At 66.0% G+C, this 22,829-nt stretch carries 13 protein-coding genes; 7 read left to right on the forward strand and 6 right to left on the reverse strand.

Features of this window, described 5'->3' with window-relative positions:
- Positions 1-28: 28 nt before the first annotated feature.
- Genes amoE through amoH form a run of 6 tightly spaced genes read left to right on the forward strand, consistent with a single transcriptional unit; the run spans position 29 to position 14,318 of the window.
- Positions 29-1,690, forward strand: a complete 1,662-nt coding sequence (gene amoE / locus C2U37_RS17640; RefSeq protein ID WP_104452788.1) for an amonabactin biosynthesis (2,3-dihydroxybenzoyl)adenylate synthase AmoE — start codon at positions 29-31, stop codon at positions 1,688-1,690.
- Positions 1,691-1,713: 23 nt separating this feature from the next.
- Positions 1,714-2,625 carry an amonabactin biosynthesis bifunctional protein AmoB gene (amoB, locus tag C2U37_RS17645; protein ID WP_104452789.1) on the forward strand — a complete coding sequence of 304 codons (912 nt, stop codon included), beginning with the start codon at positions 1,714-1,716 and terminating at the stop codon, positions 2,623-2,625.
- Positions 2,622-5,711: an amonabactin biosynthesis non-ribosomal peptide synthetase AmoF gene (gene amoF, locus C2U37_RS17650; protein WP_104452790.1), complete on the forward strand. Its 3,090-nt coding sequence runs from the start codon at positions 2,622-2,624 to the stop codon at positions 5,709-5,711. Before amoB ends, amoF begins: the two co-directional genes overlap by 4 nt.
- A gap of 20 nt (positions 5,712-5,731) precedes the next feature.
- Entirely contained in the window at positions 5,732-6,481 is a 750-nt protein-coding gene (amoA, locus tag C2U37_RS17655; protein WP_104452791.1) for an amonabactin biosynthesis protein AmoA, read from the forward strand.
- Between the two features lie 14 nt (positions 6,482-6,495).
- Positions 6,496-12,777, forward strand: coding sequence for an amonabactin biosynthesis non-ribosomal peptide synthetase AmoG (gene amoG, locus C2U37_RS17660; protein WP_104452792.1), 6,282 nt, complete (start codon positions 6,496-6,498; stop codon positions 12,775-12,777).
- On the forward strand, positions 12,774-14,318 hold the full coding sequence (gene amoH, locus C2U37_RS17665; RefSeq protein ID WP_104452793.1) for an amonabactin biosynthesis glycine adenylation protein AmoH: 1,545 nt from the start codon (positions 12,774-12,776) through the stop codon (positions 14,316-14,318). Before amoG ends, amoH begins: the two co-directional genes overlap by 4 nt.
- Before the next feature lie 53 nt (positions 14,319-14,371).
- Here the strand turns inward: amoH and C2U37_RS17670 are convergent, their stop codons facing one another.
- Positions 14,372-15,709, reverse strand: coding sequence for an IS4-like element ISAeme15 family transposase (locus C2U37_RS17670; protein WP_104452794.1), 1,338 nt, complete (start codon positions 15,707-15,709; stop codon positions 14,372-14,374).
- A gap of 125 nt (positions 15,710-15,834) precedes the next feature.
- Positions 15,835-16,773, reverse strand: a complete 939-nt coding sequence (locus C2U37_RS17675; protein WP_104452795.1) for an ABC transporter substrate-binding protein — start codon at positions 16,771-16,773, stop codon at positions 15,835-15,837.
- A 185-nt stretch (positions 16,774-16,958) separates the two neighbouring features.
- Between C2U37_RS17675 and C2U37_RS17680 the strand changes: the two genes are divergently transcribed.
- Entirely contained in the window at positions 16,959-17,690 is a 732-nt protein-coding gene (locus tag C2U37_RS17680; protein ID WP_104452796.1) for a 4'-phosphopantetheinyl transferase family protein, read from the forward strand.
- A gap of 89 nt (positions 17,691-17,779) precedes the next feature.
- Here C2U37_RS17680 and C2U37_RS17685 read toward each other — a convergent pair whose 3' ends face one another.
- The 4 genes from C2U37_RS17685 to C2U37_RS17700 all read right to left on the reverse strand — a co-directional run bounded on the left by C2U37_RS17685 (position 17,780) and on the right by C2U37_RS17700 (position 22,772).
- Positions 17,780-18,598: an amonabactin ABC transporter ATP-binding protein gene (locus C2U37_RS17685; RefSeq protein WP_104452797.1), complete on the reverse strand. Its 819-nt coding sequence runs from the start codon at positions 18,596-18,598 to the stop codon at positions 17,780-17,782.
- A 43-nt stretch (positions 18,599-18,641) separates the two neighbouring features.
- Positions 18,642-19,691 carry an amonabactin ABC transporter permease subunit 1 gene (locus tag C2U37_RS17690; protein WP_104452798.1) on the reverse strand — a complete coding sequence of 350 codons (1,050 nt, stop codon included), beginning with the start codon at positions 19,689-19,691 and terminating at the stop codon, positions 18,642-18,644.
- A gap of 12 nt (positions 19,692-19,703) precedes the next feature.
- Positions 19,704-20,720 (reverse strand): amonabactin ABC transporter permease subunit 2, encoded by a 1,017-nt coding sequence (locus tag C2U37_RS17695; protein WP_010674444.1) that lies wholly within the window; start codon positions 20,718-20,720, stop codon positions 19,704-19,706.
- 78 nt (positions 20,721-20,798) lie between these two features.
- Positions 20,799-22,772, reverse strand: coding sequence for a siderophore amonabactin TonB-dependent receptor (locus tag C2U37_RS17700; RefSeq protein ID WP_010674445.1), 1,974 nt, complete (start codon positions 22,770-22,772; stop codon positions 20,799-20,801).
- Positions 22,773-22,829: the final 57 nt, after the last annotated feature.

The following is a 22,829-nucleotide window of genomic DNA, read 5'->3' on the forward strand; positions in this document are numbered from 1 at the left end:
CACTGGGCCTGGATTTGGAGGTAGCGCAATGAGCCAATTCAACCGCTTCCTGCCCTATACCCGCTGGCCCGACGAATTGGCCCGGCAGTACCGCGCCAAGGGCTATTGGCGTGGCGAGCCGCTGACCGCCATGCTGGCGCGTCAGTGCGAACTGGCCCCCGACGCCGAGGCCATTCTCTGCGGCGAGCGCCGCTTGAGCTATGGCGAGCTGGACGCCGCCTCGAGCCGGCTGGCCGCGAATCTGGCCTGCCACGGCCTGGGGGTGGGGGACACCGCGCTGGTGCAACTCCCCAACGTGGCCGAGTTCTATCTGGTGTTCTTCGCCCTGCTCAAGGCCGGCATCGCGCCGGTCAACGCGCTCTTTAGCCACAACCGGCTGGAGCTTCTCTCTTATGCCGAGCAGATCACACCGCGCCTCTTTATCGGCTCGCTGGCTCATCCGCTGTTTGCGAGCAAGGGTCGCGAGAGCGATCTGCTGACAACCATCGGCACCGAGCTGGTGCTGCTGGAGGGCGATGGGGGGGAGCTGGGGCTGACCCACTGGTTGACGAAGGGGGATGAGAGTGAGCCGGTGAAATGTGGCCCGACCCCGGCGGACGAGGTGGCCTTCTTCCAGCTCTCCGGCGGCAGCACCGGCACCCCCAAGCTCATCCCCCGCACCCACGACGATTACCTGTACAGCGTGCGCCGCAGCAACGAAATTTGCGGCCTCGGCCCCCATACCCGCTATCTGTGCGCCCTGCCGGCGCCCCACAACTTCCCCCTGAGCTCCCCGGGCGCTCTGGGGGTATTCGAGGCGGGCGGCACTGTGGTGCTCGCCCCCGATCCCAGCCCCATCAGCTGTTTCCCGCTGATTGCCCGCCACCGGGTCAATCTCACCTCGCTGGTGCCGCCGGCGGTCTCGCTCTGGCTGCAGGCCGCGGAAGCGGATCCCACCGCGCGCACCCAACTGGCGAGCCTCGACTTGCTGCAAGTGGGCGGCGCCAAGCTGGGGGAGGCGGTGGCCAGCAAGATTGGGCCGCTGCTCGGTTGCCGGCTGCAGCAGGTGTTCGGCATGGCGGAGGGGCTGGTCAACTACACCCGGCTGGACGACCCCGACGAGAAGGTGATCCATACCCAGGGCCGCCCCATGAGCCCGGACGACGAGGTGCGCATCCTCGATGAGGCGGGCAATCCGGTTGCCCCCGGCGAGCCTGGCGCCCTGCACACCCGCGGCCCCTATACCTTCCGCGGCTACTACCAGAGCCCGGCCCACAACGCCCGGGTGTTCGATGCCGAGGGTTTCTACTGCTCCGGCGATCTGGTGGTACAGGATGCCGATGGTTACCTCACCGTGGTGGGGCGGCAGAAGGATCAGATCAACCGGGGCGGCGAGAAGATCGCGGCGGAAGAGGTGGAAAACCAGCTGCTGCACCACCCTGCCATCACCCATGCGGCCCTGGTCTCCATGCCCGACAGCGCCATGGGGGAGAAGAGCTGCGCCTTTATCGTCAGCACGGATCCCGCCTTGAAGCCGCTGGCCTTGCGCAAGTTTCTGCGCGAGCGCGGGGTGGCGGACTTCAAGCTGCCCGACCGTTTCGAAACCCTGGACGCCCTGCCCATGACGGCGGTGGGCAAGATTGACAAGCAGGGGCTGCGGGCGCGCATTGCGCACGCCATCGCCGCCAACCAGCCCCTGACAACAGCATAAAACTAAAAAGGAATCATGACGTTATGGCTATCCCAACCCTGAACAATTACGCCATGCCCAGCCAGTGGAAGGCCAACAAGGTCGACTGGTCTCTGGATCCCAAACGCGCCGCCCTGCTGATCCATGACATGCAGGAGTACTTCACCGCCTTCTATGGCGAAAACAGCCCGCTGATTGCGGCGCTCACCGAGCGCCTGGCCGCCGTGCGCAAGCAGTGCAAGGCCCTCGGCATTCCGGTCTTCTACACCGCCCAGCCCAAGGATCAATCCCCTGAAGATCGCGCCCTGCTCAACGACATGTGGGGCCCGGGGCTCAACAAGCGGCCCGAGCAGCAGCAAGTGGTGGCAGCACTCTGCCCGGAGCGTGACGACACCGTGCTGGTCAAGTGGCGCTACAGTGCCTTCCAGCGCTCCGAGCTGGAGCAGATGCTCAAAGCGCTGGGACGGGATCAGCTGCTCATCGGCGGCATCTACGGCCATATTGGCTGCATGATGACCGCCTGCGACGCCTTCATGCGCGACATCCAGCCCTTCTTCCTGGCGGACGGGGTGGCGGACTTCTCCCTGGCCGACCATCAGATGGCGCTCGACTACGTGGCAACCCGCTGCGGCAAGGTGATCCCCTGCGAGGAGGTGCTGGCCCTTGCCCCGGCTTCCGCTTCTGCCGCCCAGCCCACCAATCCCTTGCTGACGTATGAGGGGCTCAAGGCGCGGCTGCTGAGTCATATCGACGAGGACGAAGATGAGTTTGACCCCGACGAGAACCTCATCGACTACGGTCTGGATTCGGTTCGGATCATGGCCCTGCTCACCGAGTGGCGCGCCGCCGGGGTGGAGCTCGGCTTCGTGGATCTCGCCAAGCTGCCGACCCTCAACGGCTGGTGGCGCCTCATCGAGGCCAAGCTGGCAGCCCAGGCCCTGGAGGTGACCCCATGAACCGCTTCCCCTTGACCATCCCCCAGCAGGGGCTCTGGTCCGGACATCTGCTCAATGACGACAAGGCGATGTTCAACACCGCCGAGTGCATCGCCTTCGACGGCAAGGTCGAGGCGGCCGTGCTGGTCGCGGCCCTTGCCAAGGCGGTGGGGGAGTGCGAGGCGCTCAAGGGCCACTTCGAAGACGATAAGGAGGCGGTCTGCTTCGTCTCGCATGAGCTGCCCCTGGCCTATGAAGAGGTCTCCCTCGAGCACGATGACGAGACGCTGGCCCGCGCCTGGGCTTGGGCCGATCTGCGCCGCCCGTTCGAGCTGACCCAAGAAGCGCCCTGCCGTTTCGCCCTGCTGCGCGGCCCCGGCCGCGATTATCTCTACAGCTGCGTGCACCACATCGCCCTCGACGGCTTTGGCACCACCTTGCTGTTCCAGCGCATCGCCGAACTGTATGCAGAGGGGCTGGCCGGTGAGATGAACTCCCCATCTCCCTTCGGCTCGTTGGCTGAGGTGCTGGCAGAAGAGGCGAGCCGCGAGCAGAGCGGCAAGAACGACGCCGCCCGTGCCTTCTGGCAGGAGCAGCTGCAAGGCTGGCCCGAGGTGAAGTCCTTTGGCGAGACCCGCGCACCGATTGCCGCCGACTTTATCCGCGAGAGCCGTCCGCTGCCGGCGGCGCTGTGGCAATCCCTGACCGGCTTTGCCGACGAGCACAAGCTGGGCTGGCCCGATCTGCTGCTGGCCGGTCTCTCGGCTCAGTTGTCGCTGTCGAGCGGCCAGAATAAGACCCTGCTCGGCCTGATGATGATGAACCGCATCGGCTCGGCGTCGCTGACCGTGCCCTGCATGCAGATGAACATTACCCCGCTGGCGCTGACTCTGGGTGAAGAACTGGATCTGGCGGGGGCTGCTGGCGCCGTGGCCAAGGCCAAGCGCGGGGTGCGCAAGCACCAGCACTACCGCTACGAGCTGCTGCGCCGCGACCTTGGCCTGGTGGGGGGCGACAAGCGCCTGTTCGGCCCGCTGGTCAACATCATGCCGTTCGATCACGCTCGCCGCTTCGGGCCGTTATCTGCCCATATTCTCAACATCAGCGCCGGCCCGGTGGAGGATCTCACCATCGAAGTGCAGGTCGGCGTCGATGGCCTGCCCAGACTGGATCTGGACGCCAACCCCGGCTGCTACCAGCAGGCCGATCTGGCGGTCATCGCCGATACCCTGTTTGCCCTGCTGGGACGTTGGCTGGCCGAGCCCGCCCAGACCCTGGGTGCGCTCAAGGCCGACTGGCTGGCCGAGCAGCGAGCCAGCGCCCTGATCGCCGGCCCCGCCCATGAAGTGATCAAGACACGGTCGGTGCTGGAGGCGCTCTGCCACTTCGCCGCCCAGACCCCGGACAAGATCGCGCTGGAGCAGGGAGAGGCCCGCTTCAGCTACGAGGCGCTGCTGGCCAGAGCCGAACAGATGGCGGCCGCTCTGCAGGCCGAAGGCGTCGCCCCCGGCGACAAGGTGGGGGTCATGCTGGCCCGCACCCCCCAGGCCATCTTCGCCCAGTTGGCGGTGCTGCTGGCGGGCGCCGTCTACGTGCCGCTCGATCCCGAGCAGCCGCTGGAGCGCCAGGGCCATATTCTGCGGCTGGGGGAGGTCAAGACCCTGATCACCCAGGCCGAGTATCGTCACAAGCTGGCCAGCCTGTTTGAGGGGCGCACCCTGCTGGCGGGGGATCTGGTGAGCGGTGATCGGCTCAACCAGCCGGCCGCCGGCCGCGCCGTCGCCTACCTGATGTTCACCTCGGGCTCGACCGGCCTGCCCAAGGGAGTGGCAGTGAGCCACGGCGCGCTGGATCACTTCGCCGCCGCCGCCCGCTGCCGTTATCACCTGGATGAAGAGGCGCGAATGCTGCAATTCGCCCCCTTCAACTTCGACGCCAGCATCGAGGAGGTGTTCGCCACCCTGAGCGCCGGCGCCACCCTGGTGCTGCGCACCGACGCCCTGCTCGAATCCATGCCCGCCTTTGCGACCGGGGTGGAGCAGATGGGGATCACCCACCTCGACCTGCCCACCGCGTTCTGGAACGAGTGGGTGGTGGCGCTGACGGCGGGTCAGGCCCACATCCCTGCCGGGCTTACCGCCGTCATCATCGGTGGCGAGGCGGTCTACCCCGAGCAGCTGGCCCAGTGGCAGCGTCAGGGCCGCTCCGATGTGCGCCTGTTCAACACCTACGGCCCCACCGAGACCACAGTGGTGGTGACCACCCAGGAGCTGCAACAGGAAGACCCGAGCCAGGCCCAGCTACCCATCGGCCTGCCGCTGCCCGGCATGCAGGCGCTCATTCTGGGAGCGGGGGATCAACCCGCCAGCGAGGGGGAGCTGGTGCTGCTCGGCCCGCAGCTGGCCAATGGCTATGTGGGGGGCGTGCAAGGGAGCTTTGGCTCCCTGCGGATCGGTGAGGAGGAGCTGCCCGTCTACCGCACCGGCGATCGAGTGCGCCTGGTGGCCGGCCGGCTGGTCTACCTCGGTCGGCGCGACAACGAATTCAAGATAAGCGGCTATCGCATCCAGCCCGGCGAGGTGGAGGCCCAGCTGTTGGCCCTGCCGGGGGTGGACGAGGCCTGCGTGCAGGGGGTGAGCATCGGCAGCGTGCGCCGGCTGGTGGCCTTCGTGGCGGGGCCGGAGCGCGACAGCCGGGTCATCAAGGCGCAGCTGGCCAGGGTGCTGCCTGCCGCCATGATCCCCACTGATTATCGCCACTATGACCAGCTGCCCCGCACCGGCTCCAACAAGCTGGATCGCAAGGCCCTGCTGGCCGCCTACCAGGCGGGTGGTGAGGCGTTGACCCTTGGCAGCGAAACTGAGAACCGGGTCGGCACCATCTGGCAGCAGATCCTGGGGCTGGCCACCATGGCGCCCACGGACAACTTCTTCGAACTGGGGGGCCAGTCCCTGCAGACCATCCAGATAGTCAATCGGCTCGGCGCCGAGTTCGGGGTGCAGGTCAAGGTCTCCGACGTGTTCGATCACCCGCGCCTCGATGACTTCTGCCGTTTCCTCGACGGCCTGCTTGCCGAGGATGAAGAGAGCGTGGAGATGGTGTGGTGATGGATAAGGAGCAACAAGCAATGGCCTTTGATTTCACTGGCAAGCGGGTCTGGGTGACCGGGGCCGGGCGTGGTATCGGCCGCGAGGTGGCAACGCAGTTCGTGGCGGCCGGCGCATCCGTGGTGGGGCTGGATCTGGCGTTTCCCGAAGCCGACTACCCCTATGCCACCCGGCTGCTCGATATCGGCGACTCGCAGGCGGTCAACGCCTGCTGCGCAGCGCTGCTGGCGGACGGCGGGCTCGATGTGCTGGTCAACGGGGCCGGGGTCTTGCGCCTCGGCTCCACAGAAACCTTAAGCGATGACGACTGGCACGACTGCATGACGGTCAACACCAGCGGCGTCTTCTATCTGCTACGGGCCCTGGTGCCCCACTTCAAGGGGCAGCGGCGCGGTGCCATCGTCACCATCGGCTCCAACGCCGCCCATGTGCCGCGCATGCAGATGGCGGCCTATTGCGCCTCCAAGGCGGCGGTCACCAGCCTGACCCAGACGGTGGGGCTGGAGCTGGCCCCCTTCGGCGTGCGCGCCAACCTGGTGTCGCCGGGCTCGACGGATACCCCCATGCTGCGCGGCATGCTGCCAAGCGAGGAGGCCATGGCCCGCACCATCGCCGGGTTGCCGGAGCAGTTCAAGCTCGGCATCCCCCTGCGCAAGGTCGCCACCCCGGCGGAGATCGCCCATACCGTCCTCTTCCTGGCCTCGGATCTGGCCAGCCACATCACGCTGCAGGATCTGGTCGTCGACGGCGGCGCCACCCTGAGTGCCTGAGGCTTGAGAAATAGATGAACAATATGATTTTGCTGTTGAAACAGCTGGAGCGGCAGGGGGTCAAGCTGGCGCTGAACGACAAGGGCCAGCTTATCTCCCAGTCGAGCAAGGAGGCGGTGACGCCGGCCATCGGCGCCACCATCAAGGCCCACAAGGATGAACTGGTGCGCTGCCTGGCGGCCCGCGCCGCCTTCGAGGCGCCCATTCTTGCGCAACGTGATGCCGAGGGCGCCCGGCAGGGGCCGCTCTCGTCGTCCCAGAGCGGGCTCTGGTTTATCGAGCAGTACGAGGAGGCCTCCCACCTCTACAACATGCCGGTCTATTTTCGCGTCAAGGGAGAGCTGGACACGGCGGCGCTGGAATTTGCCTTCGACCACCTGTTTGCCCGCCACCCCAGCATGCGCACCCGCTTCATCAAGGACGAGGCGGGCAGGGGGGCCCAGGAGATCCTGCCCCACGTGCCCTTCAAGTTGCACATTGAGAACGTGAGCGCAGAGCCCGCAGCCGAGCGGGAGGCCTATGTGGCCCGCCGGGTGCGCGAGGAGATAGGGCGTCCCTTCTCCCTGACCCTGGGGGATCTCAGCCGGGTGCACCTTATTCGGCTCGGCAGCCGCGAGCACGTGCTGCTGATCACCCAGCACCACATCATCTCCGACGGCTGGTCGGTCAAGAACATGTTCGCGGATCTCAAGCGCGCCTTTCTTGCCCATCAGAACCGCGAGCCCCTGCAGGTGAGCGAGCTGCCCCTCACCTACATCGACTATGCCCGCTGGTTCAATTCAGACCGTTTTCTCGATTATCATGCCGAGTTCAAACCGTTCTGGGTCGATCGGCTCGGTGGCAGCCCCGAGGTGCACGGCCTGCCGCTCGACAAGCCGCGCCCGGCCCATCAGGACAGCGGCGGCGAGCTGGTCTTCTCCACCATCGATAACGATCTGTGGGAGAGCTTCAAGCGCCTCTGTCAGCGCCACAGCACCTCCAACTTCATCGGTCTGCACGCCCTGTTTGCCCTGCTGATGGTGCGCCAGAGCGGCGAGAAGGAGGTGGTGATCGGTACCCCGCTCGCCTATCGCGAGCGCCACGAGATCGAGTCGCTGGTGGGCTTTTTTGTCAACACCCTGGTGCTGCGCACTCAACTCAGCGGCAAGCCCAGCTTTGTCGACTATCTGCAGCAGTGCCGGGAGGAGGATCTGGCGGCCTTCGATCACCAGCTCTACCGTTTCGAGGCGCTGGCCGAGGCCATCGGCGCCGATCGCACCACCGCCATCAACCCCATCTTCCAGATCATGCTGGTCTATCAGGCCAAGGTGGACTTCAACGATCTCATCCCCGGTTGCCAGCTGGTGGAGGAGACCTCGCCTGTGTTGCCGGCCAAGACCGACATCTCGGTCAAGGTGACCGAGCTGATGGACTCCGTCCGGGTGGACTGGCTGTTCGCCACCGCCTTGTTCGAGCGAGAGACCATCCAGGCCTACGCCGATCGCCTGCTGCACCTGATGCGCGCCGTGGTGGCGGCCCCCGAGACCGACATCTGGCAACTGCCGCTGGAGGCGGGCACCGACCAGGCAGCGCTGGCCGCCGAGCTTGCCGATCTGCCGCCGGACTACCCGAGCCGCGACACCCTGCTCTGTCATATCGAGCGGCGCGCTATTCAGTTGGCGGACGCGCTGGCGGTCAGCGACGGCGTGCAATCGTTGACCTATGGCGAGCTGGAAACGCGTGCCAACCGGTTGGCCCACTGGCTGCAGGCTCAGGGCGTCACCCCGGGCGCCGCCATCGGCATCCAGGCCAGACGCGATGTTGCCTTCGTCATCGCCCTGCTCGCCTGCTGGAAGGCGGGGGCGGCCTATGTACCCCTCGACCCTGCCTATCCTGCCGAGCGGCTGGCCCATATCTTAGGCGATGCATCCATCAGCCTGGTGTTGGGCGGCGTGCCGGATCCGCGGCTTGGCGAGGCGCTGGCGGGCACGACTGCCGAATATCACGATCTGCACCAGCTTGCGCTGGACAAGATGCCAACCAGCACGCCCGCACTGTCTCGGGACGCTGCCATGCTGGCCCAGATCATCTACACCTCCGGCAGCACCGGCTTGCCCAAGGGGGTGATGGTGGAGCAGGGCAGCCTGGTCAACCTGATGGCGGATCACGGTGAGCGCATCGCCCTTGGGAAGGATGGCGCCATGTTCAACTGCATGTCCCTCTCGTTCGATGCCGGCAACATGACCAGCTTGCTGCCCCTGTACTGCGGCGCGGCCCTGCACTTTGGCGAGCCGGGCGAGGGGGTGATCAGTGCCGCGATCGCTCGGGGTGCCAGCCATATGATTTTGCCGACCGCCCTGCTCGCGAATCTATTGCCACCGGCGGAACTCGGTTCCCTCAAGGCCATCGGCTTTGGCGGCGAGGCGTGCCCGAGCAGCCTGGTGGAGCGCTGGGGGGAGCGGGTGGCGCTGTTCAACATGTACGGCCCGACCGAGTGTACCGTCACCGCGCTCTGCGCGCAGCTCACCCCGGGGGCGCCCATCACAATCGGTCGACCCGTCAACCACCTGAAGGCGCTGATCCTGGACGAGGCGGGCAACCTCTGCCCGGTGGGAGTGCCCGGCGAGCTCTGCCTGGCAGGGCTGGGGCTGGCCCGCGGCTACCTCAATTTGCCGGCGCGCACTCAGGAGGCCTTTATCGAGCTGGCGCTGGCTGATCGACCCCATCGCCTCTATCGCACCGGCGATCGGGCCTTGCTGCGCCGCGACGGCAACATCCAGTATCTGGGCCGGATGGACGAGCAGATCAAGCTGCGCGGCTATCGCATCGAGCCGGGTGAGATAGAGACCCGGCTTGCCGAATTGTGCCCGGCGATGCGCCAGGTCAAGGTGGTGGTGCAGGAGGGGCGCCTGCTGGCTTACGCCTGTTTGCAGGCCGGAGCAAGGGAGCCCGACGGCGATGCCCTGCTGCAGCGGGCCGGCGAGTGCCTGCCCGAATACATGGTGCCGGTGCGCCTCTGCTGGCTGCCCGAGATGCCGCTCACCCCCAACGGCAAGCTGGACTTGCGCCGCCTGCCCGCCATCGTCTGGCAGCAGAGCAAGGGCGAGCCGCAAAACGAACTGGAGCAGACCGTGCTCGCCATCTGGCAAGGGGTGCTCAAGCAACCGCTCGGGGTGGAGGATGACTTCTTCCGCTTAGGCGGTGACTCCATCCTCAGCATCCAGCTCACCACCCGGTTGCGGGATGCGGGACTGCACTGCAGCGTGAAGGACGTGTTCGAAGCCAAGACGGTGCGCCGCCTCTGCCGCCAGCTCGGCCAGCAGCAGGCGGTCAGCCACAGGAGCGAGCAGGGCAGCCTGACCGGCGAGTTCCCGCTCCACCCCATTCAGCACTGGTTCTTCGAGCAGGGCTTTGCCAGGCCCGGTCACTGGAATCAGGGGGTGATCCTGCGCCTGCCGGCCGGGGTGGACGATGAGGCCCTGCGCGGCTGGCTGAATGCCCTGCGCCAGCACCACGATGCCCTGCGCCTGGCGGTGACCCCGACTGGCCAGCGCTACCTGGCCGAACTGCCATTGCCGCTGCTGCCGACCCTGGATGCCGCCAATCTTGACGAGGCCGAGCTGCAAGCCCGCCTGACCGAGCTGCAGGGAGAGCTCGACCCTGCCAGCGGCCACACCCTGGCCTGGGCCCGCCTGCGCAATCTCTCTCTGGAAGGTGAGCGGGAGGGCGAGCGCGAGACAGTGGAGGGGCTCTTCCTCGCCTTCCATCACCTGGTGATCGATGCGGTCTCCTGGCGCATTCTGGCCGAGGATCTGGCACGGGTGAGCAAGGGCGAGCCACTGCCCGCCAAGGGCAGCAGCTATCGCCAGTGGGGCGAGGGGCTCGCGGCCTACGCCAAACGAGAAGAGGATCAGCTTGGCTTCTGGCTGGCTCAGGGGGAGGCCAGCAAGCCAGGCTTGCTGGAGGAGCGACGCGCCGCCGATGGCCGCGCCGCCGCCAGCCTGCTGCAACTGAGTCAGGAGACCACGGCCCGGCTCATCGACACCGCCAACCAGGCCTACTTCACCCGGGTGCCCGACCTGCTGCTGGCGGCACTGACCCGTACCCTGAACGAGCAGGGTTACGGCAGCCGTCACTGCGTGATGCTGGAAGGACACGGTCGTGAGGCCATCGATGCTGAACTGGACGTGAGCCGTACCCTCGGCTGGTTCACCAGCACCTATCCGCTGGCGCTGGCGGATGCCGGGGCGTGGGATGCGCTGGTCTGCGCCACCAAGGAGCAGCTGCGCGCCGTACCGGACAAGGGGGTGGGCTTCAACGCCCTGCGACTGCACCACCCTCGTGGGTCTGAGCTGCCCCAGGCCCTGGTGGTCTTCAACTACCTGGGGGTCAGCCATCAGGGTGAGGCCGCTCAAGCCTGGCAGCCCCTGCCGATGGCGCCGGGGGCACCCAGCTCCCCTGACAACCTGCCGCGCGAGCTGGTCAGTCTGCACGGTGGCGTGTTTGATGGCCGCCTCACCCTGCGTCAGGTGGGCGCCCTCAACCAGCAGGCGAGCGACGCCCTGATGGCGCGGCTGGCGGACAACCTGACGGCGCTGGTGGAGCACTGCTGCAACTTGAAGGCTCCGCGCCATACCCCGAGCGACTTCCCGGGGCTTGGCCTCTCGCAAGCCGCGCTCGATCGGGTGCTGAGTGGGCGCGAAGTGGAGACCCTGCTGCCCATGACCTCGCTTCAGCAGAGCATGTTCCATCACAGGGCGCTGGCGCCCCGGGATCACGCCTATCACCTGCAGACCGAGATGGACTATCACCAGCCGTTGGACGTGGCGGTCTACCGTCAGGCCTGGCAGGGGCAGATCGCCCGCTGGCCGGCCCTTCGCAGCGAGCTGGTGCTGGCGGATGGGGTGGCGCTCCAGCGCATCCTCAAGCACGCCGAGTTGCCATTCCACTATGAGGATTTGTCTGAAGTGGAATATGCAGATACACGGGTCCAGGCCTATCGCGAGCAGGATCTGGCCAGCCCGATCCCGCTGGAACAGGCCCCCCTGCTGCGCCTTGCCTGTTTCAAATTGGCCCCCGATCACCACAAGGTGATCTTCAGCGCCCATCACGGCGTGCTGGATGGCTGGAGCGGTCCCGTGTTGCTGGGTTCCTTGCATCGCGCCTATCAGGCGCTGATGAACGGCCTGTTGCCGCAGGGCGAGCCGGATACCGCCTGGCTCGAATTTGGCCGCCATATTGCCAGCCAAACCCGCAGCGCCGACGCCTATTGGCAGGGGCAGGGCGAGCTCTTGGCAACGCCTAACGATCTCGCCTGCCTGTTCGGGGTGACGCTGGACGCAGGCTCAAGCGGGCGCCATACCCAGCAGCGACCGGCGGTGCGCGCCACGGCGCTGCCGGCCGAGGTGGCGACCCTGCTCGCGAGTCGTGCCCGCGACCTTGGCGTGACTGCGGGCCTCTTGGCCCAATATGCCTGGCACCGTCTGCTGGCACGCCGCTCTGGCGATGCCGTCACCCTGGTGGGCAACGTGACCCCGGGCCGGGATTACCCCATCGAGGGGATCACCGCGAGCGTCGGGCTCTACATCAACAGCCTGCCACTGGCCCTGGAGTGGTGCACCGAGTTGACCCTGGCCGAGCATATCGCCCGGTTGCAGACCGACCTGATGGCACTCAATGAGCACGGCACCCAGTCGCTGGCGGCACTGACCAAAGGCCGGGCGCGTCTGTTCCAGAGTCTGTTCGTGTTCGAGAACTACCCCATGCCGGCGGCCCCTGTCGCCCCCGAACCTCACCAGCTGGTGCCGCGCTTTGGCACCGTGGTGGAGAAGGTGGAGCTTCCTCTGTCGCTCGTGGTCAGCAGCCGGGGCGAGACGCTCCAGCTGCGCCTCGAGTTCGATGGCGAGCAGATCCCCGAGGCTCGGGCAGAGGCGGTGCTGGCTGACTGGCTGGCCGAGCTCGACTGGCTGGCGCAGGCGGACCTGAGCCAGCCGGCCAGAGTGGCGGCGGCCGCGCCGTCCCCGGGGAGGGCGCAAGTGGCCACCACCAGGGCGGAGCCCAGCCTGGCTCCGCCACCGGCCGAGGCCCGCGCGCTGTTGGCCCTGTGGGAGCGCCAGTGCGGCGTGCCCGGGATCTGGCAGCAGACCCTGTGTGAACTCGGGGTGGATTCGGTGCAGCAACTCGCCCTGCTGGCGGCCCTCAACGAGGCGTTTGCACAGGAGCGAGCGCCGCTTACCCTGCAGACGCTCAAGGCCCATCCATCCCCCAGCCGACTCTATGGGCACTGGCTGGTACGCCAAACGGAGGCAGCGCTATGACGGTGACCATCAAGCATAAGGCTCCGCTCGTGCAAACCCGGCCTGCCCCCCGTGAGGGGGCGGCCAACCTGGGGGCGCGGCTGGCGGCCTGTCTGGCCGCCACCCCGCTGGCCCCCGCCATCCGCATGGGCGTGGCTGGCATCAGCGAGGACGGATCAGGTGAGCAGTGGCTTAGCTACGGCGCGCTCAATGTCAGGGTCGGCGAGATTGCCGCGCGATTGCAGGGGCTGGCGGTGGGGGAGCGGGTCGGCCTCCATCTCTCCCGTAGCCCCGACCTGGTGGCCTGCCTGCTGGCCTGCCTGCGGCTCGGCCTCACCTTCGTGCCCCTTGAGCCGGACTTTCCGGTGGAGCGGCTGCAGGGGATCGCCCGCCAGGCGCGCCTGTCGGCGGTGATCTGCGACGGTGACAGACCGGCTCCCGCCTTCGGCTGTCCGCTGCGCACCCTCGACGGGCCGGCAGCGGCAGGGCTCGTCTCCTGGCCCCAGGTGGATGATGCCCTGGCCGCCTACATGATGTTCACCTCGGGCTCCACCGGCGAGCCCAAGGGGGTGGTCATCAGCCGGCGGGCCCTGCTCTGCTTCCTCGACGGGATCCGCGAGCGGCTCGGGCTCTCACCGAGTTGCCACTGGCTCTTCATCACTACCCCGGCCTTCGACATCTCCCTGCTGGAGATGCTGGGGCCGCTCTGGGGCGGTGGTCGGCTGACGGTGGCCGGGGGCGAGCACAACAAGGATCCGCTGGGGATGCAGGCCTTGCTCGAGGCCGATCCCTCCATCAACTGGCTGCAGGCCACCCCGGCCTGCTGGCGCATGCTGCTCAAGGCCGGCTGGCAGGGGCGCAATACCCTCACCGCCCTGTGCGGCGGCGAGGCGCTGGATTTGGGATTGGCCGAGCAGCTCTGTGCCCGCACCCGGCGACTGTGGAACTGCTACGGGCCGACCGAGGCCACCGTCTGGTCCCTGGTGAGCGAGGTGCGCTGGCCACCGACTGATGGCCAGATTACCATCAGCCACAGCCTGCCCGGCTATCGGCACTGGGTGCTGGACGAGGCGGGGCAGCCGGTAGCAGAGGGAGAGTGCGGCGAGCTCTGCATCGAGAGCCCGGCCCTGTGCGAGGGGTACTGGCGCAAGCCGGCCTTGACCAGTGCCGCCTTCCTGCGCCTTGCCACCCATCGCCTCTATCGCACCGGTGATCGGGTGCGCCTCCTTGGGGCGGACCGCTTCCTCTATCTGGGGCGGCGCGACGATCAGATCAAGCTGCGCGGTTTTCGCATCGAGCTCGGCGAGGTGGAGGCGGGACTGCGCCGCCAGGCCGGGGTGCAGGAGGCAGCGGTGCGTCTGGTGGGAGAGGGGGACGAGGCCATGCTGGTGGGCTACGTGGAGGCGAAAAGCGGGGTGACCCTCAATCGCCTCGCCCTGCGCAAGGGGTTGCAGGCGACGCTGCCGCACTACATGGTACCGGCGCGGCTCATCCTGCTGGATGCCCTGCCCAAGACCAGCAGTGGCAAGCTCGACAGAAAGGCGCTGCCATTGCCGGAGTAGACGGCCTTGCCGAGCCATGGATAAAAAGAAGCCCGCATCATGCGCAATGCTGTTCACTTAAGCGGAGCCGCATTGCGATTTACCGGAAAACGGGTCTTTGATATCTTCACCGCCCTGGGTCTCGATGGCCTGGGGCGTTTTTCTATGAACATGACGCCTATGCAGCCCCGCAACTCCGCCAACCTCCGTGGCGTATGGGCTGGCGATAACGCGCCCGCCATCACTGCCATCTGGTTCGCGATGAGCTGACAGGCAAACTTAAAGCTCACCTCATTGGGCGCTCGCTGATGGGCTACGGCGGCCTGGCTGGCCTCCCGCCTGACCAGATTGTATCCAAGCAGCAATCCCCACAGCTCCTGATAGACCAAGTCCACTTTCTTGCTTCTCAGCGTGATGGCGTTGTGCTGCATCGCGCTTTTGATATCCCGGTATCCCAGCTCGATTTCCCAGCGCTCGTGGTACAGGGTCGCCACCTGAGCTGCACTGAATCGCGCCACGGGCAGGGAGGTAAAGACCGTTTTCTCCTTGCCTGCCACCTCATAGGTCACTGCGCGAACTTGCCAGTGTGTCGGCAACGCCGGGTTTTTCTTGCGAGCCTGAGGCGAGACCGTCATTTGCAACAGACGGTCACCGTCGCCATAGCGCTCAAGTTCCGTGTATACCAGCCCCTTGCGTTCCGGGATGAGCCAGTGACGGTCGGTGTCTTCGGCCTGAATACGCAGCAACAGGTCGGCACCGAAGAAGCCTTTATCCAGCAGGGTCACTGACTTGTCCGGCAATGAGTGAATGAACTCGCTGGCCAGGGGGATTTCCCCTTTGCGGTACGGGCTGATGGCCGCGTTGGCAATGACATGCGAGCGGACATTCATGAGCGTGACCAACCGCAGCATCGGGTAGGGTGTCTGCCGGTTGGTTGAGGTGTTACCCGAGCCGAAATGTGCTCTGAGTTCAGGCATATCCTGGGTTCGGAACAGGGCCCCATCGATGGCAAAGACCTGTAAACCGTGCCAATGGTCTTCAGGATAACGTTCCCGCCCCCACACATCGGCGCACTGTTTGAACAGCCACTCGAGCGGCTGTTTGCCGAGTCGCTGACGGGCCTGAGACAGGGCACTGTCCGCGAGCAAGGCATCATTGGCCAACCCTTCTGCACAGATGTTGAGGCGCCGAGCGACCTCGGAGATGGGCTCATTGCGGAAAAAGGCCATCCCCACGACGAGCCACAAGACCATATCAGAAGGTAAGCGGCGTCGGCGGATAGTGGCCTTTTCAGACAAGGCGGCAGCGGCAGTAATCCATTCGTCGGGAATATGGTCGGCAAAAATGGCCAGCCGAGCCAGCATGTCGCCAGATGCCTCAACAACATCGTTCAGATCGTTTGCAATAGACATAAAAAAATCCGGAACCAGTGATTGGTTCCGGATTGTCCTACAGCAGAAGGATCGGTCAATGGATCCTTAACTGATCAGCATTGCGCATCATGCGGGCTTCTTGTTGGCCGTCAACCGAGGGGGGATTAGTGAGCGATGGGGGCGGCATTCGGTTTGGTCAGCAGGCGCTCGACGTCGTCGATCACCTTGAGGGCCGCCTGGGGGCCGCCGGTGGAGGTCCAGAGTGACCCGTCCACGGCGCCGAAGCGCTTGCCCTTGATGGCGCCGAGCTGCTGGAAGGCCGGGGTCTGCTCGGCCTGCTTCATGGCATCCACCGCATCCCCGCTGGTGCTGAGGGTGCCGATCACCAGCCAGTCACCGTCCAGCAGGTTGAGGGATTCGAGGCTCAGGGCCGGGGAGTGGGGGCTCTTGTCGCCAATCTGGTGGGACGGTCGGGTGAGCCCCATCTCGGTGACCACGCTGCTGGCAAAGGTGCCGCCGTGCATGTAGCTCGGCCCCTTGGGGTTCCAGCGCACTATGCTCATCTGCTCCCCCTGATGCTGGGCGAGCTTGCTGCGGGCCTCTGCCAGGCGGGCCTCATACCGGGTGAGGAACGCCTTGGCCTCGGCCACCCGGTTCATCGCGTCGGCGCTGCGACCGAACACGGTTTTCCAGGGCTCGCCCCAGTTGCCGGTGACGACGGTAGGGGCGATCTCCTTGAGCAGGGCGAGGAGCTCGGGCTTGGTCTGGCCGGTGAGGATGAGGTCCGGCTCCAGATCGATGAGGGTCTCCAGATTGGGGTTGTCCAGATCCCCGACCACGGCGATCTCCTTGCCCGCCTTGTCCAGCAGATAGCGGGGCAGGGTGGACTGGCCGCGTCCATTGACGGTGCCTACCGGCTGCACCCCCAGAGTCAGGGCGCTGTCGAGATCGAGTTCGCTCAACACGACGACCCGCCGGGGCGCATCGGGGACGCTCTGGGACTGGCCGTTGGCATCGATGACCTGGCGGCTGCCCGCCTGGGCCTGGAAGCCCGTCAGGCTGGCCAGCATGAGCAAGGTGGCCAGCGGGGAGAAGATCTTCATGGTGACATCCTTATGGGTGAAATCGGTGGGCCGGAGTCTGTGGAAAGTGCCTGAGAGCCGCCCGGCCAGCCCCGAATGGGCGGGGACATGCTACCACAAAGCAAGTGAGAAGCGTTGTCATTTGTATTTGTGGCATGACCTCGGCTTGCTTTGGTACCATCGCAGACCCCTGTCAGGAGCCTTTCATGTTGCCTCGTTGTCCCTCACTCGATGGATCCTTTGTCCGTCAATCCGATACCTTGTGCCTGCCGGGCCTGGAGACGCTGCCTCTTCATCGGGTCAGTTTTGATCCCGCCGCCTTCTCGCCGGAGTGCTTTGGGGCCCAGGGCATCACCCTGCCTGCTTCATTGCAGGGGGCTGCCCCCAAGCGCCTCGGGGAGTTTCTGGCGGGGCGCCTCGCGGCCCGCGAGGCCCTGCGTCCCTTCGGTCTTGCAGGATGCAGCGTGGACATCGGAGCGGCCCGGGAGCCGCTCTGGCCTGAAGGGGTGGAGGGGAGCATCAGCCACAGCCGGCTGGCGGGAGAGGGGGTGGCCCTGTGTGCGGTGCGCCCGGGCCAGGAGGGAATAGGGCTGGATCTGGAGGCCTGGCTCGATGGCGACCAAGGGGCGCAGCTCTGGCCCGGCATCATGGATGGGGAGGAGTGGGGGCGGCTGGAGGCGGGGGTTCACGACGCCCAGCTGAGCCTGGCAGAGGGCGTGACCTTGGTGTTTTCCGCCAAGGAGAGCCTCTTCAAGGGGCTCTATCCCAGGGTGGGGCGCTACTTTGATTTTCTCGATGCCCGCTGGCTCGCCATGACGGTGCAGACTCTCACCCTGGAGCTCAAATGCCCGCTGACGCCGGCCCTGCCTGCCGGCTGGCGCTGCACCCTGCACTGGCAAGCCCTGCCGGGGGGTGTGCTCACCGTCTTGCTGCTGTGAGCACGATGCCAGCGCCCGGATAACGCCAACGCAAAGCCCAAAAAAGAAACCGCCATCAGGCGGTTTCTTTTTTGGGCACAGGATCTGGCTCAGGCCGACACGCCATGGTCGGTGCGCAGGCGGGGCACTTCGTCAGCCCGTCGGCGGGGCACGATGACAGGGGCCCCGTCGCCGGGGGCGTGCAGTATGTCCACATCGGTCTGGTAGAGGCGATCGATGAGGGGCTTGGTCACCACCTCCCGGGCCGGGCCCATGGCCTGGATGGCGCCATCCCCCAGGGCAATCAGCTCGTCGCAGTAGCGGGCGGCGGTGGCGAGATCGTGGATGACGATAAGCACCGTCTTGCCCTCGGCGGCGACCCGATGGATGGCCTCCATCACCTCGGTCTGGTGGCCGATGTCCAGCGCGCTGGTGGGCTCGTCCAGCAAGATGATGTCCGCATCCTGGGCCAGCACCATGGCGAGCCACACCCGCTGGGCCTGACCGCCGGACAGCGAACTGGCGCTCTGGTGCCAGATGGCATCGAGCTGCATCCGCTCCCGGGCCCAGTCCACCATGCGGGCATCTTCCTCGCTCCACTGATTGAACCAGCCCTGATGGGGATGGCGGCCATATTGCACCAGCTGCTCCACCAGGATACCGGGGGGGACCAGGGGACGTTGGGGCAGATAGGCGAGCTCCCGAGCCAGGGCTCTGGCGCCATAGGCACCGAGTGGCTTCTCCTTGAGCAGGATCTCCCCGGACCGGGGTTGCTCCTGTCCCGCAAGGAGCTTGAGCAGCGTGGATTTGCCACCGCCGTTGGGGCCGACGATCCCCACCAGCTTGCCCCGGGGGAGGGAGAAGGAGATCTCCTTGAAGATGGTCTTTTGCGGGTAGCCGAACTGGAGTCGGTTCACGGTGAGCGTCATCGGGCGGCCCTCGGTCTGTATTGAAAATGGATGAATGCCATGGTCAGTCGGCCTTCTGGCGATCTTTGAGCAGGATGAAGAGCAGCAGCAGGCCGCCGAGAATGCGGGTCATGATGCCGGTAGCCACTTCGTGGGGGCTGGCCAGCACCCGCACCAGGGTGTCGCTTGCGAGCAGCATCAGGGCGCCGCACAGGGCGGCAATCCAGAGCGGCACGATGCGATCCCGGCTGAGCCAGGAGGCAAGGATGGGGGCCGCCATGGCGATGAAAACCACGGGGCCGCCGATGGCGGTGCCAAGGGCTGCGACGATGATGGCCTGGGCCAGCACCCCGAGCTGCACCCGGTTCACGTTCACCCCGAGAGTTCGGGCGGTGACCGGTCCCAGGCGCAGCACGCCAAGGGAGCGGGAGAGACAGACGGTCCAGGGACAGATGAGCAGGAGCAGCAGGCTTACCGGCAGCAAGGTGCCATAGCCCTGACCGACGAAGTTGCCCATGTTCCACAGATAGAGGCTGGTGAGGTGCACCAGGGACTGGGTGGACATGACGAACTGGCCGAGGGCGTTCATCAGCTCCGAGACCCCGATGCCGATCACCACGAACAGGTAGCCCTGCTCCCCCGGCTTGTTGCACAGGGCATAGAGCACGGCGGCGGCAAACAGGGCGCCGAAGGGGGCGGCCCACCAGGGCCAGGTACCCAGGGTCAGATAGAGGGAGAAGATGATGATGGCCAGGGATGCCCCCTCGTTGACCCCGATCATGTCCGGGGTGGCGAGGCGGTTTCGCACCAGGGTCTGCACCAGGCAGCCCGAGAGTCCCATGGCGGCGCCAGCCACCAGCACCGCCAACAGGCGCGGCAGTCGGATCTTGAAGACGGTCACCTGATCGAGTCGGCTTCCCTCCCCGAGCAGGGTCTGGATCACCCCCATCATGGTGATCTTGCCGGAACCCAGGGTGAGGGCCAGCAGGGAGAGCAGGGTGAGGGTGACCAGGAGCCACAGGGTGATGAGCCAGGCGCGGCGGTGCAGCAACAGGGTGCGGCTGCCAAGGCGAAGGCAGAGGGTGCCGCTCGGGAGTGAGAGAGAGTTCTTCATGGGCGTGGCACCTTATTTGACGGCCAGCAGGGAGCGGAAGCCGCCGCTGCGCACCACCAGGATGAGCACAGGCGCCCCGATGAGCGCCAGAATGACGCCGTTGGGCAGCTCGTAGGGCTGGATAAGCCAGCGGGCCAGCACATCGGCACCGAGCAGAAAGAGCACCCCGAACAGGGCGGAGAAGCGTACCTGGATGGCGAGGCGAACCGGCTCCACCAGGCGGGCGCAGTAGGCGGCGAGGAAGCCGACAAAGCCGATGGGACCGGCGATGGCGATGGCGCAGGCGGTGAAGAGCGTTGCGGCCAGGAGCACGCCGATCCGCACCCGGGTGGGGCGGATGCCGAGGGCCCTGGACTGGTGATCCCCCATCTGCATCAGGGTGAGAGGGCGACAGAGCGCCAGTGTCAGCAGCAGGGCGGCCAGGGCGAAGGGGACCACGGTGAGTACCGCTTCCAGACTGGAGGCGGCAAGGGACCCTAAGTTCCAGAAGCGGAACTGCTCCAGCACCACCCGGTTGGAGAGCAGCAGGAAATTGGAAAGACCGCCGAAGGTGGCGGAGAGGGCGACCCCTACCAGGATGAGCTTGAGGGGGTTGGAGCGCCCCACCATGAGGCCGAGGCCCAGCACGATGAGGTTGCCGAGCAGGGCCCCCATGCCGGACCAGAGCAGATACCCGTAGGCGGATTCGACGCCAAACCAGGTGAGGCCGATCACCAGAGCAAAGACGGCGCCGGCATTGACCCCGAGCAGGCCGGGTTCGGCCAGGGGGTTGCGGGTGGCACTTTGCAGCATGGAAGCCGCCAGGGAGAGTGACGCCCCCACCACCAGGGCTGCCAGGGTACGGGGCAGGCGCAGGGTATGGACTATCATGGCGAGCTTTTCATCGGCCACGAAGGCGGGATCGCCCATCAGGAAACCGGCGACCTCGCGGCCACCATAGACACCGGCCCCGGTGGCCAGTGACAGACAAATCAGCAGGAAGAGGAGCAGCACGCCGAGCCAGAACAGCCGAGCTTGGTATCTGAGCACTCAATGACTCCTTGAATTCGGGGAGGCAGAAACGCAAAAAGGGAGCCCCGCGACCGGGGCTCCCGCATACAGGATGGATTACAGCTTGTAATCGACCCCTGCGTAGACGGTGCGACCTTCCAGGATGAAGTCGGCGTCGGTCGCCACCTCGTCACGCTGGGTGTTGGTGAGGTTGGTGATGCCGAGCTTGAAGTCCAGGGCCGGCGTGACGGTCCACTTGGTGTTCACGTCCAGGGTCTGGTAGTGCTTGGAGGTGAATGCCTGGGCGTTGCGGGCCGGCACCTTGATCACCTGGCTGCCGACATACTGCCAGGCCAGGTTGGCGCTGACCACGTCGCTCGCCTTCCAGTCCAGGCCGATGTTGCCGGTGTGATCCGGGGTCTTGGCCAGATCGTCACCCGTGCTCTTGTCTTCGGAGTCGAGCAGGGTCAGGTTGCCGGTCAGCTGCACGTTGTCCAGCACGTCGAACCAGCCGGTCAGCTCCAGCCCCTTGATGCGGGCCTTCTTGACGTTGAGGTAGGTCATGACGGTCGGACGGTAGCCCGGGCCCCACTGATCGCTCTGGATCAGATCCTCGATCTCGTTGTGGAAGCCGGTCACCCCTGCACCGAAGCGATCGGCGTTGTAGGCGGTGCCAAGCTCGTAGCTGACGGAGGTTTCCGGCTTCAGATCCGGGTTGCCTATTACCTTGCAGGCGCCGCGGCAGGCGGTGGTGGCGAATCCTTCGCTGGACTGGGCCAGGGTCGGGGCCTTGAACGCCTTGCCAGCGCCGCCCTTGATCACCCACTCGTCACTCAGGGAGTAGAGGGCGTAGGCACGGGGGCTGAACTCGTTGCCATAGGTCTCGTGGTGATCCAGACGGCCGGAGAGCGTCAGGGCCAGATCCCCAAAGCCGAACTCGTCTTGCAGGTAGAGGGCGCTCTGGCTCGCATCCACGCTGCCGTTCTGGATGCTGCGGCTGTGCTCCAGCTCGGTCTTGCGGAACTCTGCACCCGAGGTCAGCAGGTGATCCCCGAGGTAGCCGCTCAACTGGCCATCCACCGTGTTGTTGGTCTGGGTGATGTCGGCGGCGCCACCGTTGAGCTGGGAGTCATCCATCAGATCGGTCTGCTCGAAGTAGTAACGAGCGCGGCTGTCGAAGTGTTCCCAACGGCCGTTATGGGTCAGCCCCAGGCTCAGGCGATCGAGTTTCTGCACGTTGTGGGGGGTGGCCGGTGCGGTCGGGGCACGGGGCACGTTGTTGAAGTAGCTGTCCATGTCGTTCTGGTTGTAACCCAGATCGAAGTCGATGTCCTGGTTGTCGGCCACCAGCCACTTCAGGCTGGAGAGCACGTTGACCACTTCCCGTTTCTCCAGGGCGTCGGCATCCGGGTTGTTGGACTGCTCGCTCTTCCAGCGATCCCGCTGATAGCCCTCCACCACCACGCTGCCCAGCAGCTTGTTGTCGATCAGGGCGCCGGAGACGAAGGCGCTACCCTGGTTGGCATCCCCGCCATCCCCCTTGGTGGGCATGGTGTGGGTGTAGCCGACGGCCGCTTCGGTGTTCTCCTTGGCCTGGCGCAGGATCACGTTGACCACGCCGCCGAGGGCATCGGCCCCGTACAGGGAGGAGACGGGACCGCGGATCACCTCGATGCGCTCGATGGCGGCCATGGGGATGGAGCTTAAGTCGAAGTCGTTGCCAAAGGAGCTGCCCAGGGTCTCGCGGGCGTTGACCCGCTTGCCGTTGACCAGCAGCAGGGTGTAGTCACCGCCCATGCCGCGGATCTTGATCTCGTTGCGACCCGTGGGGTTGGTGCCGATGATGTTGACACCGGGCACGTGCTTGAGGGCATCGCCGATGTTGTTGACGTTCATCTTGTCCAGATCGGCGCGGGTGACCACGGAGACGCTGGCCGGGGCGGTCAGCTCGGTGTGCTTGGTCTGGGTGGCGGTGACCACCACCGTCTCGTTGGCCTTGACGGACTCGGCCTGGGCCAGGCCCGGTACGGCCAGCAGACCAAGGGAGAGCAGAATGGGGTTCAGTTTAAAGAGGCCGTGCTGCAACTGCATTGTCAAAAACTCCATGGATATAACTGAGGTTATGGGGTCCGGATTCTTCTGATCCGG

The organism is Aeromonas sp. ASNIH1 (assembly GCF_002934285.1).
Taxonomy (GTDB): domain Bacteria; phylum Pseudomonadota; class Gammaproteobacteria; order Enterobacterales; family Aeromonadaceae; genus Aeromonas; species Aeromonas caviae.